The organism is Janthinobacterium sp. MP5059B (genome assembly GCF_001758645.1).
Lineage (GTDB): Bacteria > Pseudomonadota > Gammaproteobacteria > Burkholderiales > Burkholderiaceae_D > Janthinobacterium > Janthinobacterium lividum.
Genome location: NZ_LRHX01000010.1, coordinates 189,911 through 204,675 on the forward strand (window position 1 = coordinate 189,911; position 14,765 = coordinate 204,675).

The following is a 14,765-nucleotide window of genomic DNA, read 5'->3' on the forward strand; positions in this document are numbered from 1 at the left end:
GCACAACAGCGCTTGAACTCGCTTCTGCCAATGACGGCAGCCAAGGTCGACGGTCTCCAGCCTGCCATGCAGGTGTGCTTCTGCATTTCAGTGTAGCAAACTTCAGCTTAGTTGCTTGTAGGACAGTGCCGCGTCTGAAAGTAGGAAGGCTAAACCACAAAATAGTTATTTTGTTCTGCACTATGTATTTCTTTGCATCATCTTTTTTGCGGACTATCTTGCCGCCCTGGCGGCGCTGTTCAAGGCGGCGAGCCGGTCACGCGCGCCGCGGCCAGTTGCGCCACTGCCGCCACCAGTTCGGCCGGGTCGAGCGGTTTCGACACCCAGTCCTGGAAGCCGCTGGCCAGCGCCCGCTGGCGATCCTGCGGTTGCGCAAACGCCGTCAGGGCCAGCGCGGGCAGCCGGGCCGCCTCAGGGGAGGCGTGCGCACGGACTTGCGCCAGCAAGTCGAAACCGTCGGCATCGGGCATGCCGATGTCGCTGACCAGCACATCCGGGCGCACCTGCTCCAGCAGTTGCAGCGCTTGCGCCACGCTGCCGGCGCTGTGCACTTCGGCATTGTTGTCGCGCAAGATACGCTCCGTCAGCTCGCGCGCATCGGCTTCGTCATCGACCAGCAGCACCGTGACACCGCGCAAGTCATGGCTGGCGGACGGGGCGCTGCCCGCCTGGCGCGCGGCAACGGCCGGCGTCCCCAGGGGCAGGCGCACGGTAAAGCTGGCGCCCTGCATGTCGCCGGCGCTGCTGACGGTGACCGTGCCGCCGTGCTGCTCCACCAGGTGCTTGACGATGGCCAGCCCCAGCCCCAGGCCGCCATGCCGGCGCGTGGTCGAGGCGTCGGCCTGGCGGAAGCGGTCGAATACGTGGGGCAGGAAATCTTTCTTGATGCCGACGCCGTTGTCGGCCACCGTGATGGCCAGGCGGGTCGCTTCGCGATGCACGCCGATATCGACCCGCCCTCCTTGTGGCGTGAACTTCAAGGCATTCGACAGCAGGTTCCAGATCACTTGCTGGATGCGGCTGGGGTCACCCGTGATGCGGCCCGCATCGCTGGCGATATTGCTGTGGATGGCGATGTGCTTGGCGTCGGCCGCCGGGCGCAGGGTTTCGATGGCCGAGGCGATGATGCTGGCGGGCACGATGGTTTGCAGGTCGAGCAGCACCTTGTCGGAGGTGATGCGGCTCATGTCGAGCAAGTCTTCGATCAGCTGCGCCTGCGCGCGCGCATTGCGTTCGATGCTTTGCAAGCCGCGGTGCAGGTCGGCCTCGTCGCGCGTGCCGCGCCGCAGCACCTGGGCCCAGCCCAGGATGGCCGACAAGGGCGTGCGCAGCTCATGCGACAGGGTGGTGAGAAAATCGTCTTTCAGCTGGTTCGTGCGCTCGGCCTCGGCGCGCGCCTCGCGTTCGCTGTCGAGCAGCACCTTGCGCTCTTCCGCGGCGCGCGTGGCGGCCGCGTACAAGCGCGTATTGTCGAGCGCGACGGCGGCCTGGGCCGCGATGGCCGAAACGATGCGTTCGCTGCGCGCACTGAACATGCCCGCCTGCGGATGACCGAGCAGCAAGCGCCCCAGCAACAGGCCCGAGCGCGAACTGACGGGCAGGCTCAGGCAGCTGCGTAGCGGCGGCGCGCCGCCGGCGCTGGCGTCGGGCGCGGCCAGCAAGTCGTTCTGGCGCATGGCTGGTCCCTGGCGCAGTTCCGTGGCAATGGCATCGGCCTCGCACAGGCTGATGCCGTTGACGGCGCGCGCCGCGGGCAGTGGGGCGGCGCTGTCGTGGAGCTCGCCCGCATCGTCATAATACAAGGCACCGAAGTGCGCGCCGCTGATGCGCGTGGCCGCATCGACGGTTTCCTGCAGCAGGGCCGGCAAGTCCAGGGTGCCGGCCAGGGCCGCGCCCGTATTGTTGAGCAACTCCAGTACGCGCGTTTCATCGCGCAGGGCTTCCTGCGCGCGCTTGACCTGGTCGACATCGGTGCTCGTGCCAAACCAGCGCAGCAGCTGGCCGCCCCGGTCGCGTACGGGATTGGCGCGCGTCAGGAACCAGCGGAACTGGCCGTCGGCACCGCGGATGGGGAACTCCATTTCGAAGGGCGTGCCATCGCGCAAGGCGGCCTTCCAGGCATGCAGCATGGGCGGCAGGTGCTGCGCGTGATAGGCGATGCTCCAGCCATCGCCCGCCATCTGTTCGGCGCTGGTGCCCGTATAGTCGTGCCAGCGCTGGTTGTACCACGCAATGGTGCCATCGAAGCCGGCGATCCAGGCCAGTTGCGGGATGGAATTGGCCAGCGCGCGCAAGTCTTCCTCGCTGTGGCGCAAGCTTTCTTCGCTGGCCTTGCGCTGGCTGATGTCCTGGATATACGTGGTCAAGCCATCGCTGGAAGGGAAGATGCGCACTTCCAGCCAGCGCCCCAGCGGCGTGTACAGCAGTTCGAAGCTGCCGCCGTGCTGTTGCGCCATGGCGCGCCGATACTGCGTTTCGAGTTCCGTGCCCAGCAGTTCCGGGCAGGCTTGCCACAGGCTGCTGCCGGCCAGGCTGGCGCCAGGCGGACGCTGCGGCGCCAGCATGTCGGTGCCGCGCGTATTGATATAGCGGATGCGCCAGTCGCGGTCGAGCAGGCAAAAGCCATCGGTGATGCCCTCCAGCAGGTTGGCCAGCCGCTCGTCGGATAGGCTCAGCGGCGCTGATGGGGGAAGCAGATCTTGCTCGCGGTCATGCTTGGCCATCGGAAATCCTGCAACAGTGAGTCTGCCGCACGGGCGCTTGCCCCGCCGGGCCGCCGCCGCTAAGCTCAGTTAAATGGAGCATGATGGAATTGCCCGCCGTCATGAATTAGGGGAGGCACAAGCGCCCCTGTCTGACTGGTATTGTAGCCCCAAGCGCCGCGCCGCCACCGCACGCTTGCGCGCCGCCTGCAGATAGCACTGGACAGGCTGGAAAGCAGTCCCTATAATCCCGCTTCTTTCGAGACAGCAACTTCTCGATTCGCTGGAGGCTCCTGTGAAAGCAGAAGTGTCCATCGATAAAAAGGCGTGAGCTTTTTGGCAGTGAAAAGGTAGTCGATCATGCGGGGCGGTATTCTGCAAAATCAGCTAAGCGATTGAAAAATCGAACTTTTCAAAGCGAAATGAATACGCTATAATGTTTGCCTGCGCGGCTGTAGCTCAGCTGGATAGAGTACTTGGCTACGAACCAAGGGGTCGTGGGTTCAATTCCTGCCAGCCGCACCAGAATACTGAAAATCAGACTTTGCCTGGTTTTGTTGTAACAAGTTTCACCTCCATGCTGTCGATGGAATGTTGTAGAAGTTTTGCGGCTGTAGCTCAGCTGGATAGAGTACTTGGCTACGAACCAAGGGGTCGTGGGTTCAATTCCTGCCAGCCGCACCAGTATTGCCAAGATGGAGTTCGCTTCATGTTGATGAAAGTTTCAAGCTTCGCGCCGTCCGGCGAAGTGTGTCAGAGTTTGCGGCTGTAGCTCAGCTGGATAGAGTACTTGGCTACGAACCAAGGGGTCGTGGGTTCAATTCCTGCCAGCCGCACCAGTATTTGCAGTAGTGAAAAAACCCGGAAAGTTCGCTTTCCGGGTTTTTTTTCGTCCTGACGGGACGCGGGCAGGGTGCATGTTGGCGGCCTGGGCAATTGTGAAATATCCGCACGGCGCCCTTTGCCATTCTGCAAAGCCCTGCTATAATCTTGTCTTAGGCGGCTGTAGCTCAGCTGGATAGAGTACTTGGCTACGAACCAAGGGGTCGTGGGTTCAATTCCTGCCAGCCGCACCAGAATATTGGGGGTCAGATTGTAAAATCTGATCCCCTTTTTCGTTTCTGAATGGATTTACGCTGCGCCAGTGGCGCCACGCCGGTATTGCCGGCGAAACGCGCGCGGCGTGACTTGCCTGGCGGCGCGGAACTGGCGGTTGAAATGCGCGAGGTTGCGGTAGCCAGCCTCTTGCGCGATGACGGCGATGGCGAGATTGCTTTCGATCAGCTGTTGGCAGGCGCGGCCGATACGCAGCCGCGCCAGGTATTCGCCCGGCGTGCAATGCGCGTGGCGCTTGAAACAGCGGTGAAAGGCGCCCAGCGACAGGGCCGCCCGCTGCGCCAGCGTTTCCAGTGCAATCTCTTCCCGAAAATGCGCGTGCATGAAGTCAAACACGATTTCCATGCGCTTTTGCTGTCCATCGGGCATCGGCGCCTGCGCTGTTGACGCCAGCGGCTGCGCACTGCCATCGCCCGCCAGATCCAGCAGCACGTCGAGCAGCAGCGGCAAGCGCTGCGGTACGGGCAGCGCATTCAATTGCAGCAGTCTGGATGCGTTGCGCGCGCTCGTTGCCGGCGAAAAATGCAGGGCAGGGCCGGCGCGGCGCGCCAGTTGCCGGACGCTGTGCAACTCCGGAAAACAGGCCGCCAGTTGCTCCACCCATTCGAGGGAAAACCATACGACGACGGCCAGCATGGGCTGCGTGCCGTCGATGCGTTCGCTGGCCGACCACGTGTGCGGTAAATTCGGCCCCAGCAGCACCAGGTCACCCGGCTCGAAATCGCCCAGGTGGTCGCCGATGTAGCGTTGCCCCCGCGCATTGACCGTCAAGGTCAGCTCGAACTGCGGGTGGTAGTGCCAGATGAAGGGAATGGCATCGAGTTCGCGCCACAGCAAGCCCCAGGAGTGGCCCGTCGGGATCGTGACTTGTTCGAATAAAGGCGTCATCGTGACGTTTTAAGGTAGTCGATAGTCAGGATAGTATCAGTATTGGTTGCTGCGCACCCATTTTACACGGCACTGCCGAAGCACAATCTGTCTCACACCAACACAGGAGACAGCGATGCAAGAAGACCGATATCAATACGGCGAAGACCGTCCCGGCAACCCGTCCGTGGCCTACACGGAACAAACCCAGTTGCGCGACATCCAGAAACAGCTGCCGCTGCGCGTGCTGTCCGACAGCGACTTTTTGCACTGGCAAACCTACGGTTACGTCATCGTCAAGCATGCCGTGCCGCCGGAACAGGTGCGCCGCACAACCGATTTCCTGTGGGAATTCCAGGGACTCGACCAGCATGACCCCGCCACCTGGAACCGGGACCAGCTGCGCGACCACGCCATGAAAGAGCTCAACGGTTCCGGCATGGTCGAGGCCTACCACAACCAGACCCTGTGGGATAACCGCCAGACCCAGCGCGTGTACGACGCCTTTGTCGACATCTGGGACCGTCAGGATTTGTGGGTGACCATCGACCGCGCCAACCTGAACACGCCGAACAACGGTAAGCGCAAGTTTGGCGGCTTCATCCACTGGGATGCCGACACCACGCTCGACCCGCTGCCCGTCAACGTTCAAGGCGTGCTGGCCCTGTCCGATACCTCGCCCGAGAGCGGCGGTTTCCAGTGTTATCCAGAATTGTTCAACAACTTGCTGGCGTGGCGCAAGACGGTGCCGCTCGATCGCAACCCGTGGCAGCCGGACCTGGCGACGGTGCCGTACCCGATGGAATTCATCGCCATGAAGAAAGGAGAGCTGCTGATCTTCAACAGCTTGCTGGCGCACGGCATCCGCCCGAACACATCGGCGGACCAGGTGCGCCTGGCGCAATATATTTCCTTCACGCCAGCGCAGGAAGACAATCAAGCCTTGCGCGACTGGCGCGTGCAAAGCTGGCGCGAGCGCAGCGCGCCGCGGGGCTATGCGTTTCCCGGCGACCCCGAGGAAAAGGAAAAGCTGCGTTATCCGCAGGCACGGTTGACGGCGCTGGGCGAGCAGATCCTCGGCGCGCGCGACTGGTAAGTGTGGCGCGGGGGCCGGTGGCATTGCCTGCCGGATAGACAATTGCAGGCAAATGCACGATCATGGTTCGACTTGTCATCGACCGAGGAAACGCATGAGTATCATCACCTGCATCGAAGACTTGCGCGTGCTGGCCCAGAAACGGGTGCCGCGCATGTTTTACGACTACGCCGATTCCGGCTCCTGGACGGAGTCGACGTACCGCGCCAACAACAGCGATTTCGCGAAGATCAAATTCCGCCAGCGCGTGGCCGTCAACCTGGAAAACCGCAGCCTGGCTTCGACCATGGTGGGGCAGCACGTATCGATGCCGGTAGCCCTGTCGCCCACGGGCTTGACGGGCATGCAGCATGCGGATGGCGAAATCCTCGCGGCCCAGGCGGCCGAGCGTTTCGGCGTGCCGTTCACGCTGTCGACCATGAGCATCTGCTCGATCGAGGATGTGGCGGCGAACACGACGAAACCGTTCTGGTTCCAGCTGTATGTGATGAAGGACCGCGAATTCATCAACCGCCTGATCGACCGCGCCAAGGCGGCCAAATGCGGCGCGCTGGTATTGACGCTCGATTTGCAGGTGCTGGGGCAGCGCCACAAGGACTTGCGCAACGGCCTGTCGGCGCCACCGAAGTTGACGATTCCCAACATCATCAACATGGCCACCAAGCCGCGCTGGGTGGCGGGCATGCTGGGCACGAAGCGGCGCGGCTTCGGCAATATCGTCGGCCATGCCACATCCGTGTCGGACATGTCGTCCCTGTCGGCCTGGACGCAGCAGCAGTTCGACCTGAGCCTGTCGTGGGCGGACGTGGAATGGATCAAGCAGCGCTGGGGCGGGAAATTGATCATCAAGGGCATCATGGACCCGGAAGACGCGCGCCTGGCCGTGGCAAGCGGCGCCGACGCGCTGATCGTCTCGAACCACGGCGGGCGCCAGCTCGATGGCGCGCAATCGTCGATCGAAGCCTTGCCCGCCATCGTCGACGCCGTCGGCAGCCAGATCGAAGTGCACATGGACGGCGGCATCCGCTCGGGCCAGGACGTGCTCAAGGCCGTGGCCCTGGGCGCGAAAGGCGTGTACATCGGCCGCCCCTTCCTGTACGGCCTGGGCGCCATGGGCGGTCCTGGCGTCACCAAATGCCTGGACATCATCCGCAACGAGCTGGACTTGACGATGGCCTTTTGCGGCTTGCGCGACCTGCAGCACGTGGATAAAAAGATCCTGCTGCCGGGCACGTTTTAAGCGGTAATCCGCACAATATCAAAGCCTTCCGACGCTTGGGGCGGCACGAAGTGGCGCGTGATGTCATCAAATTGCGCGTCGCTGGTGGAGAACGGGTGCAGTCCGCTGGCATTGCGCTGGCGCAAGCGCGCCTTGCATTCTTCGTCCGGCACGTCCAGGTAATGCAGCACGTGCGGCGTGCCCGCCTGCTGGAACAGTTCGCGCATCCAGGCACGGCTGGCGGGCGTATTCGCGGGGAAATCGAGCACGACGGACACGCCCGCCTGCAGCATCTGCAGGGCCAAAGGGGCGATGGCCGCGCGCAGCCGCGCAGCGCAAGCCGCGTAGTCGGCCAGGCTGGCGATCTGGCCCGGATACAGCTGCGCCAGCAAGCTGTCTTCGCTGATGCGCACGGTGTGTGGCGCGCTGGCCAGCCGGGCGGTCAGGGTGGATTTGCCCGAGGCAATTTTGCCGCACACGAGGTGCAGGGTGGGGGTAACGCTGGTGCGGGGAGTGGCTTGCATGGTCGCTCGCTAAAAAAGACATAAAGCCTGCGAGACGTTTTGACCAGTTGCTGCAAATCAAAGCCGCCTTTCAGGCGGCTTTGGCAATCACTGTCCTGCTAAGCCACCATCGTTGGAATGGCGGCAATAATCGATGGCAGGGGAGGAAATGGCGATTGCATGGCGCAACGATGCCATGGAATGGCTGGCGCTGTCAATTGCCGATGCGCGTCCATGGCTCGCGGAACGTGGCCGCATCGAGCGGCCGCGCATGCGGGTCGTCGGGCTGGAACAGGCCGCCGATCAGCATATCCTGGATGGCGCCCGTGAAACCGCCGTACGCGGCGCGGCCCCACTGGCGTTGCGTGCAGGCGAAGACGACGGCGTCTTGCTGCGCCGCCAACTGCGTCAAGGCGTGCCGCAAGGTGGCGCTCGCTTCCGGCCCCATGTCCGTGGCGATGGCGCACACCAGGCGCTGGCCAAATTGCAAGGGCTTGCCTGCTCGTCCCAGCAGCGATTCGTTGGCCAGGGCGAGGAACACATCGGGCGCCTGGTCGTCCTTTTCGCAAATGGTCCAGGTGGGCGCCCATGCTTCCAGGCTCATGAAGCGGGCGTCGCGTGTTTCCGGCGTGTGCGTCCACTTGGCGTGCGATTTGTCGTCCCAGCCCAGGCGGCCATAGGGAATTGACTTGCCCTTGGGATTGTATTGATGGCTGCGCACGCCGGGCTTGCCCCTCGCGCTTGCCTGCGCCATGAGCCCGTCGAGGCTGGCGGCAAACGGCATCCATTGCGCCGCATCCCACAGCGGCGGCGCATCGGGCGCGGCCAGCAGCAGGAATACTTCGTAATCACGGGAAAAAAACGCCATGCACACTCCTCAACATAGGGATGGTAAATCTTGTTGCAATATTATAGTTGCAGTTGCGACATGGGGGCGCGCTGGCTGGGACGCAGCAGGTAGACGCCGTACAGGCACAGGGGCAGCACGGCCAGCAGGGCGATATATGGCAGGATCGATGCGCCGTCTTCGGCCGGGTTGGGCAAGGTGGCCGTCACCAGCGCGTAGTCCCACAAGCCATGCACGAGCACCATGGGCCAGATGGAGCGGGTGCGCAGGCGGATGGCCGCGTAGCCGACGCCCTGCAGGGTGGCGGCCACGGCTTGCCACAGGGCGCCGCTGACGTCGCCCGTGGCCAGGCCGTTGGCCGTGTGGGCCAGGCCGAACAGTGCCGATGACATCAGGACGGCCGGCCAGACGGCGTAGCGCTCCAGCATGCCTTGCAGCAAGATGGCGCGGAACATCAGCTCTTCCGAGACGGCCACCAGCGCCGCATTGCAAGCGACGATCAGCAGCACGCGCGGCTGCGGCCAGCCGCCGGCCCAGGCCAGCAACAGCATCAGCAGCGCATACAGCAGGGGCGGCCAGACGAGCCACAGCGTTTTCCATGGCTGCGGCGCGCATAGGCCCGCCGCGCGGCGCCGGCTTGAGGCCAGCAGCAGCGCCAGCGCGAACAGGGCGGCCAGCGCCCACGACAGGCCGATGCGGCCGGTGACGGCGGCGCCCGGCAAGGCGTAGCCGGCCGCTTCCAGCCAGCGGCCGCCCAGGCTCAAGCCCAGCCAGATGGCCAGTGCGATGAGGGTGACGGGCATGGTGAGGGCGATTCTAGGGAAGGGCATGGTTGGCTTCGGCGTTGGCCGCGTCGGTTACTGCGTACATGGGCGAATCATGAAGTTGCATCAATGATATGGTGGAAATATTGCCATACTACATTAAAAGCAGGCGGACAAAATTGCCACATCGTTATAGTTGCATGGAATAATAAGCATTCGTCCGTTTGCCGCCAGACTGGAGCGCCATGACCTACAGCAAGACCATCACCACTGAACGATTGATCCTGCGCAAGCCGCAACCATCGGATGAGGCGGCGCAATTCGCCATGCATTCCGACCCCGAAGTGATGCGCTATTTCAGCGAACCACCATGGACCGATGCCAGCCGCGCCGCGCGCCAGATTGCCGAGGACATCGCCGCTTTCGAGAAAGAGGAATTTTTCCGCTTCGCCGTCGAGCTGAAGGCGACGGGCGAATACCTGGGCAGCTGCAGCCTGTTTTCCGAGCACCGCCAGAACCGCCGCGCCGAGATCGGCTACGCGCTGGGCCGTCCGTACTGGGGCAACGGTTATATGCACGAAGCGCTGTCGGCGCTGATCGAGTATGCGTTTGTCGAGCGCGACCTGAACCGCCTGGAAGCCGACATCGACCCGCACAACGCCGGTTCGGCCAGCGCCCTGGAACGCCAGGGTTTCAACAAGGAAGGTTTTCTGCCCGAACGCTGGATCGTCGGAGGCCAGGTCAGCGATTCGGCCCTGTACGGCTTGCTGCGCCGTGAGTGGGAAGCGCGGCGCAAGGGCGCCGCGTGAGCGGGCAAGCTATCGACGCGTTCCAGCACTGGCTGGGCCACGCCTTGCCGGCGCACTACCTGCGCTTTCTGCAGGACGGGCAAGAAGGCTTGCGCGGCGAGCAGGTATTGCTGTACGGCGTGGAAAGCTTGCGGGAACGCAACGAAACTTATGACACGCAGCAATCCTGTCCTGGCTACATGACCATCGGCGATGACAGCGGCGGACGCGCCGTCATGCTGGCGCTCGATGGCGCTGAGCGCGCCGTCTACCTGGTGGGGCATGGCTCGATGCAGCGCGATGATTTCGAGCTGGCCGCCGATGATTTCGTGTCCTGGCTGGCCGCCGATTGCCCGCTTGACTAAAAAGGATGCAAGGCGATGAAAGCTGCTGATTTACCAGCTTCAGGCCACCCGCTGGTGACCTTGCGCCCGCTGGAACGTAGCGACGCGCCCGCCTGGTATGCCTACCTGGCCGACCCTGCCGTCGTGGAGCACACGAGCTGGAACTTGCGTTGCGTCGACGATCTGCAGGCCAATTTCGATGACTACGCATCGGCAGAACCGTCTTCGTCCATACGGCTGGCTGTCGTGCTGCGCGAGGGTGGCCGGCTGGTGGGCACGATCGGCTTCAACGCCATTTCTCCGCAGCACCGCACGGCGGAGATCGCCTACGACCTGGCCCCAACTGTATGGGGGCAGGGCGTGGCCACGTCCGTCGTGAACGCTGTCGTGGACTGGGGCTTCCTGCGCCTTGGCTTTCTGCGCATCCAGGCCACTGTGCTGGAAAGCAATGAACGTTCGGTCCGCGTGCTCGAACGCTGCGCTTTCGAGCGGGAGGGCTATCTGCGCTGTTACCGGCAAGTTCGCGGAAGATCCGGCAATTTCTGGCTGTATGCGCGCATTGCCGGCGTGCGATGAACAAGCTACCCTTGAGTATCCTGCTGGTGGAAGACCACCTGGCCATCGCGCGCCAGGTGCTCGATTTTCTCGACGGCTTGCGCTGGCAGACGGACCATGCGGGCACGGGCGCGCTGGCGGTGCAATTGGCCACGTGCAACAGCTATGACGTGGTGCTGCTGGACCTGAACTTGCCCGACATGGATGGCTTGCAAGTGTGCCGCGCCATCAAGGCAGCCGCTCCCAGCAATGTGCCGATTTTGATGCTGACGGCGCGCGACGCGTATGAAGATAAGGCGCGCGGTTTTCGCGACGGCGCCGACGATTACCTGACCAAGCCGTTCGACCTGCGCGAGGTGGCTTTGCGCTGCGAAGCGCTGGCGCGCCGGCAGCAGTTGCACGTGCACCAGGAAATGCGCGTGGGGCCATTCACCTTGCAGACGCGCGCAGGGCGCGCCCTGTATGGCGACGCACCTCTGCCATTGACGCAGACGGGTTTTAAAATCTTGCTGCTGCTGTGCCGCGAACATCCGCATGCCGTCTCGCGCTCGGCGCTGCTGCAACACTTGTGGGGCAGTCAGCCACCCGACAGCGACGCCCTCAAATCGCACATCTATGCGCTGCGCAAGCAGCTGGAGTTGCTTGGCGGGGCTGGCGCGGCGGGCATGCTGGTGACCATACCGCAGCTGGGCTACCGCCTTGCTTTCGATTCCGCGGCGTTTTCATGAGCAAGTCGATCCGGCAGCGTCTGTTCGCCGCCCTGGCCGGCTTCACCGTCTTGCTGTGCCTGTGCTACACGGGCCTGGCGCTGGTGATCGCCTACGTGACGGAAGACATGCTGGTACAGCGCCTGCTCGAGCGCGAAGCGGCGGCCGTCAGCATGCGCTGGCAGCAGCACGGCAAGCTTACGCCTTCCGGCAGTGACCTCATCACGGTTTATGGCAGTTACCTTGACTTGCCTCAGGCGGTGCGCGCGCAAGTGCCGCCGTCCGCCCCGCGCGGGGAAGTGTTTACCACGACGGGCCAGCATTATCATGTCTTGGCGCTCGATGTCCTTGCCGGCGGCAAGGCGGCCCGCTGCTATCTGCTGGCCGACGTGGCACCCGTGCTGGTGGTGTCGCGCCTGGCGCGGGAAGTGGGTGGTGTCGTGGCTGGCGTGGCGCTGGCGCTGATCGCCCTGGCCTTGCTGCTGGCATACTGGCTTGCGCGGCGTCTCGTGCTGCCCTTGCAGCGTCTGGCCCAGGAAGCGCGCCAGCTGGCGCCCGGCAGTGCCGTCCATTTCAGCGAGCGCGACCGCCCCGACGAGATCGGTTTCCTGGCGCGCCGCCTGGAAACCACTTTTGCCGAACTGCAGTCGGTCTTGCGGCGCGAACAGGCATTCACCCGCGACGTCAGCCATGAATTGCGCACGCCGCTCACCCTGATGCATAACACCCTGGCGCTGGCGAATGCGCAGCCCTTAAGCGGGCAAGAGCAGGCGCAGCTGCGGCAGTCCACGGACGAGATGCGCGCCACCATCGACGTGCTGTTCGCGCTGGCCCGGGCGGAACAGCTATCGGGTGTAGTGGTGGAGTTGCGCGCCTGCATCGAGCAATGCCTGCTGCGCCTGCTCGACGAACATCGCTGGGATGCCAGCCTGCTGACCCTGGACTTGCCCGAGCGGCTGGAGGTGCTTGGCAACCCGCAACTGCTCATGTTGCTCATCAATAATTGCCTGGCGAATGCCCTGTTCCATGGCGGCCCCGACTGCCGCATCAGCATTGTGTTTGCGCAAGGCCGCCTGAACATCGTCAATACCGTGCAGGCGGGGCATCCACGGCGCATCCACGGTTTCGCGCATGGCCAGAACCTGCTGCTGCGCCTGGCAAAAGCCATGCAATGGGACATTGTTTTCCACCCCGGCGCGACGCAGTACCGTGTCGCCATCCTTCCCGTCCAGGCGCAATAAAAGAAGTCGCCGGATTTCACCGCGATTTCACCTCGTCTTGCTTATGCTGGCTGCTCTTTTATTTGAAGGGAAGCCCATGAAAATCACCATCAGCCTGTTCGTCCTGTCCTGTCTGTGTACGCCAGTGCTGGCGCAGGTGCAATCGCTGCAGCACAAGGAAGACAAGCGCCGCTACATCGTCTATACGCCCGCCGCCTACGACAGTGCGCCGCAGCAAGCCTTTCCCGTCGTCTTCAATTTCCATGGCGGCGGCATGAGCATGGCCGAGCAGATGCTGTATACGCAGATGAACAAGACGGCCGAACGGCACCAGTTCATCGTTGTGTACCCGCAAGGTATCAAGCAGGACTGGAACGTGGGATTCGGCATGGATTACCTGGCGGGCACGGATGATGTCGGCTTTACGCAAGCCATGCTGGCCAAGCTCAAGCAGACTCACCGCATCGATGACAAGCGCGTGTATGCCACGGGCTTGTCGCGTGGCGGTTTCTTTGCCCTGCGCCTGGCGGCCGAGCTGCCGCAGCACTTCGCCGCCGTCGCCTCGGTGGGGGCGCCGATGCCGGAACCGGTGCTGCAGCAGCATAAAAAGACGGACAAGGTCGGCATGCTGTTGATACAGGGGACGGCCGACAAGGTCGTGCTGCATGAAGGCAAGGCTGCCAGCTACCTGTCGGCAGCAGGCACGTTCGATTACTGGCGCAGGCACAACGGCATCGAAGGCGCCGCGCCACCGGCGCGCCTGCTACCCACCGTGGCAGGTGACGATACGCAAGTGACGCATGTAGCGCAGGGCAATGGCGCGCAGCAGGTGGCTTTGCTCACCATCAAGGACGGCGGCCACACCTGGCCGGGCGCCGATGCCTTCAATATCGGCCTGCCCATCGGCAAGACCACGCGCGCCATCGATGCGAATGAAGTCATGTGGGACTTTTTCAGCCGCCATCGCCGCTGACGCCATGCTAGGATGGCGGCCATCGCTGCAGTGCTATGCGGCAACTTGAGGGGAGTATGGTGGCAATGTCAGAAGCAGGTATCGCGGCCATGGCCGAGGCGATCTTCGCCAAGCCCGGCGCGGCCGTGGCGCAGGCGTATTCGGAGGCGGAACAGGAAACGCTGCACTTTCATTCGCCTGCCGAACTGTGCGCGTATGCGGCCAGGCTGGAGGCCGAAGGCGCCAGCGAGGTGTTCCTGGCCGTGCATTACCCGGACATGGGCGGGCAGTTTGCCCCGCGCCGTATCGCGCTCGACCCGGCCAAGTGCGATGGCCTCACCTACCGTTACGTGTGCGAAGGCTGGGGCCTCATCCGCGTGTACCTGCGCCTGTCCAGCGGCAAGGGACTGGCGTCGCATGTGGGCGCCAATTCGCAGAAGCGCGCGGAAAAATGGCAGCCGCATTACCCGGAATTCGGTCCGACCGACGCCTGGCACTGGGATGCCGTGGGCCGCCATGAACGCCGGCTGATCCGCGTGCTGAAGAAGGTCGCCGAGCAGGAAGGCTTGGCATGAGGGACGCGACGCATATCCACCCCGCCGCCATCTTTTGCCGCTCGCTGGCGCAGCTCTCCGCCATGCTCGACAAGACCGGCACCGCGCCGCATATGCTGGCGGCGCGTTTGCACCCGGACATGCTGCCGTTCGCCCAGCAAGTGCGCGCGGCCGTGAGCTTTTCCCTGCGCGGCTGCTGTCCGCTGGCGGGGCTGGAGGTGGCCGATTTCAGCGCCGCCGCCAGTCTGCAGGAGCAGATCGCGCAGACCATGCGCTACCTCAAGACCATCCCCCCGGAACGCTTTGACGGGCCGCCCGGGCGCATCTGCCGCGACCGCGCCGGCTTTGCCGATATCGCCTTGCCCGCCGATGAGTATTTGAATTTGTACATCCTGCCGAATTTCTATTTTCACTTCAGCATGGCGTATGCGATCGCGCGCAGCGGCGGCGCGGCCATCGGCAAGGGCGATTTCGACGGTTATCACGCGTATGCGCCGGGCTTTTCCTTTGAGCGGCCTGCCGCGCCGTAGT

General features: G+C 63.5%; 15 protein-coding genes and 4 tRNA genes. 14 read left to right on the forward strand and 5 right to left on the reverse strand.

Going from position 1 to position 14,765, the window contains the following annotated elements; all coding sequences use genetic code 11:
• Positions 1–239: 239 nt before the first annotated feature.
• The gene (locus JAB1_RS13785; protein ID WP_070280294.1) at positions 240–2,723 is read right to left on the reverse strand and encodes an ATP-binding protein; all 2,484 of its coding nucleotides are present in this window, start codon (positions 2,721–2,723) and stop codon (positions 240–242) included.
• Positions 2,724–3,150: 427 nt separating this feature from the next.
• Here JAB1_RS13785 and JAB1_RS13790 point away from each other — a divergent pair.
• The 4 genes from JAB1_RS13790 to JAB1_RS13805 all read left to right on the forward strand — a co-directional run bounded on the left by JAB1_RS13790 (position 3,151) and on the right by JAB1_RS13805 (position 3,778).
• Positions 3,151–3,227 (forward strand) — tRNA-Arg (locus JAB1_RS13790).
• 82 nt (positions 3,228–3,309) lie between these two features.
• Positions 3,310–3,386, forward strand: a tRNA-Arg gene (locus JAB1_RS13795).
• 78 nt (positions 3,387–3,464) lie between these two features.
• Positions 3,465–3,541, forward strand: a tRNA-Arg gene (locus JAB1_RS13800).
• A gap of 160 nt (positions 3,542–3,701) precedes the next feature.
• Positions 3,702–3,778 (forward strand) — tRNA-Arg (locus JAB1_RS13805).
• Between the two features lie 55 nt (positions 3,779–3,833).
• Here JAB1_RS13805 and JAB1_RS13810 read toward each other — a convergent pair.
• The gene (locus tag JAB1_RS13810; RefSeq protein ID WP_070280295.1) at positions 3,834–4,706 is read right to left on the reverse strand and encodes an AraC family transcriptional regulator; all 873 of its coding nucleotides are present in this window, start codon (positions 4,704–4,706) and stop codon (positions 3,834–3,836) included.
• Positions 4,707–4,821: 115 nt separating this feature from the next.
• Here JAB1_RS13810 and JAB1_RS13815 point away from each other — a divergent pair, with 115 nt between their 5' ends.
• Together JAB1_RS13815 and JAB1_RS13820 are read left to right on the forward strand one after the other, a co-directional pair.
• Positions 4,822–5,781, forward strand: a complete 960-nt coding sequence (locus JAB1_RS13815) for a phytanoyl-CoA dioxygenase family protein (protein ID WP_070280296.1) — start codon at positions 4,822–4,824, stop codon at positions 5,779–5,781.
• 94 nt (positions 5,782–5,875) lie between these two features.
• The gene (locus tag JAB1_RS13820; RefSeq protein WP_070280297.1) at positions 5,876–7,021 is read left to right on the forward strand and encodes an alpha-hydroxy acid oxidase; all 1,146 of its coding nucleotides are present in this window, start codon (positions 5,876–5,878) and stop codon (positions 7,019–7,021) included.
• On the opposite strand, the gene JAB1_RS13825 is transcribed toward JAB1_RS13820, so the two are convergent.
• The 3 genes from JAB1_RS13825 to JAB1_RS13835 all read right to left on the reverse strand — a co-directional run bounded on the left by JAB1_RS13825 (position 7,018) and on the right by JAB1_RS13835 (position 9,180).
• Positions 7,018–7,524, reverse strand: a complete 507-nt coding sequence (locus JAB1_RS13825; protein ID WP_070280298.1) for an ATP-binding protein — start codon at positions 7,522–7,524, stop codon at positions 7,018–7,020. The genes JAB1_RS13820 and JAB1_RS13825 overlap by 4 nt on opposite strands.
• Before the next feature lie 193 nt (positions 7,525–7,717).
• On the reverse strand, positions 7,718–8,371 hold the full coding sequence (locus JAB1_RS29255) for a hypothetical protein (RefSeq protein WP_083299725.1): 654 nt from the start codon (positions 8,369–8,371) through the stop codon (positions 7,718–7,720).
• Positions 8,372–8,412: 41 nt separating this feature from the next.
• On the reverse strand, positions 8,413–9,180 hold the full coding sequence (locus tag JAB1_RS13835; RefSeq protein WP_083299726.1) for a CPBP family intramembrane glutamic endopeptidase: 768 nt from the start codon (positions 9,178–9,180) through the stop codon (positions 8,413–8,415).
• Between the two features lie 179 nt (positions 9,181–9,359).
• On the opposite strand from JAB1_RS13835, the gene JAB1_RS13840 reads away from it, so the two are divergent.
• The 8 genes from JAB1_RS13840 (at position 9,360) to JAB1_RS13875 (ending at position 14,764) form a co-directional block, all read left to right on the forward strand.
• Positions 9,360–9,923: a GNAT family N-acetyltransferase gene (locus JAB1_RS13840; RefSeq protein ID WP_070280300.1), complete on the forward strand. Its 564-nt coding sequence runs from the start codon at positions 9,360–9,362 to the stop codon at positions 9,921–9,923.
• The gene (locus tag JAB1_RS13845) at positions 9,920–10,267 is read left to right on the forward strand and encodes an SMI1/KNR4 family protein (RefSeq protein WP_167468683.1); all 348 of its coding nucleotides are present in this window, start codon (positions 9,920–9,922) and stop codon (positions 10,265–10,267) included. Before JAB1_RS13840 ends, JAB1_RS13845 begins: the two co-directional genes overlap by 4 nt.
• A gap of 15 nt (positions 10,268–10,282) precedes the next feature.
• On the forward strand, positions 10,283–10,822 hold the full coding sequence (locus tag JAB1_RS13850; protein ID WP_070280301.1) for a GNAT family N-acetyltransferase: 540 nt from the start codon (positions 10,283–10,285) through the stop codon (positions 10,820–10,822).
• On the forward strand, positions 10,819–11,529 hold the full coding sequence (locus tag JAB1_RS13855; RefSeq protein ID WP_070280302.1) for a response regulator transcription factor: 711 nt from the start codon (positions 10,819–10,821) through the stop codon (positions 11,527–11,529). The genes JAB1_RS13850 and JAB1_RS13855 overlap by 4 nt, the downstream gene beginning before the upstream one ends.
• Positions 11,526–12,749 (forward strand): HAMP domain-containing sensor histidine kinase, encoded by a 1,224-nt coding sequence (locus JAB1_RS13860; protein ID WP_070280303.1) that lies wholly within the window; start codon positions 11,526–11,528, stop codon positions 12,747–12,749. The genes JAB1_RS13855 and JAB1_RS13860 overlap by 4 nt, the downstream gene beginning before the upstream one ends.
• A 76-nt stretch (positions 12,750–12,825) precedes the next feature.
• Complete coding sequence (locus JAB1_RS13865; RefSeq protein ID WP_070280304.1) at positions 12,826–13,701, forward strand: PHB depolymerase family esterase; 876 nt, start codon at positions 12,826–12,828, stop codon at positions 13,699–13,701.
• 65 nt (positions 13,702–13,766) lie between these two features.
• Complete coding sequence (locus JAB1_RS13870; RefSeq protein ID WP_139144550.1) at positions 13,767–14,255, forward strand: hypothetical protein; 489 nt, start codon at positions 13,767–13,769, stop codon at positions 14,253–14,255.
• Positions 14,252–14,764, forward strand: a complete 513-nt coding sequence (locus JAB1_RS13875) for a DUF1993 domain-containing protein (protein WP_225317359.1) — start codon at positions 14,252–14,254, stop codon at positions 14,762–14,764. The genes JAB1_RS13870 and JAB1_RS13875 overlap by 4 nt, the downstream gene beginning before the upstream one ends.
• The last annotated feature ends 1 nt before the right edge of the window (position 14,765 follow it).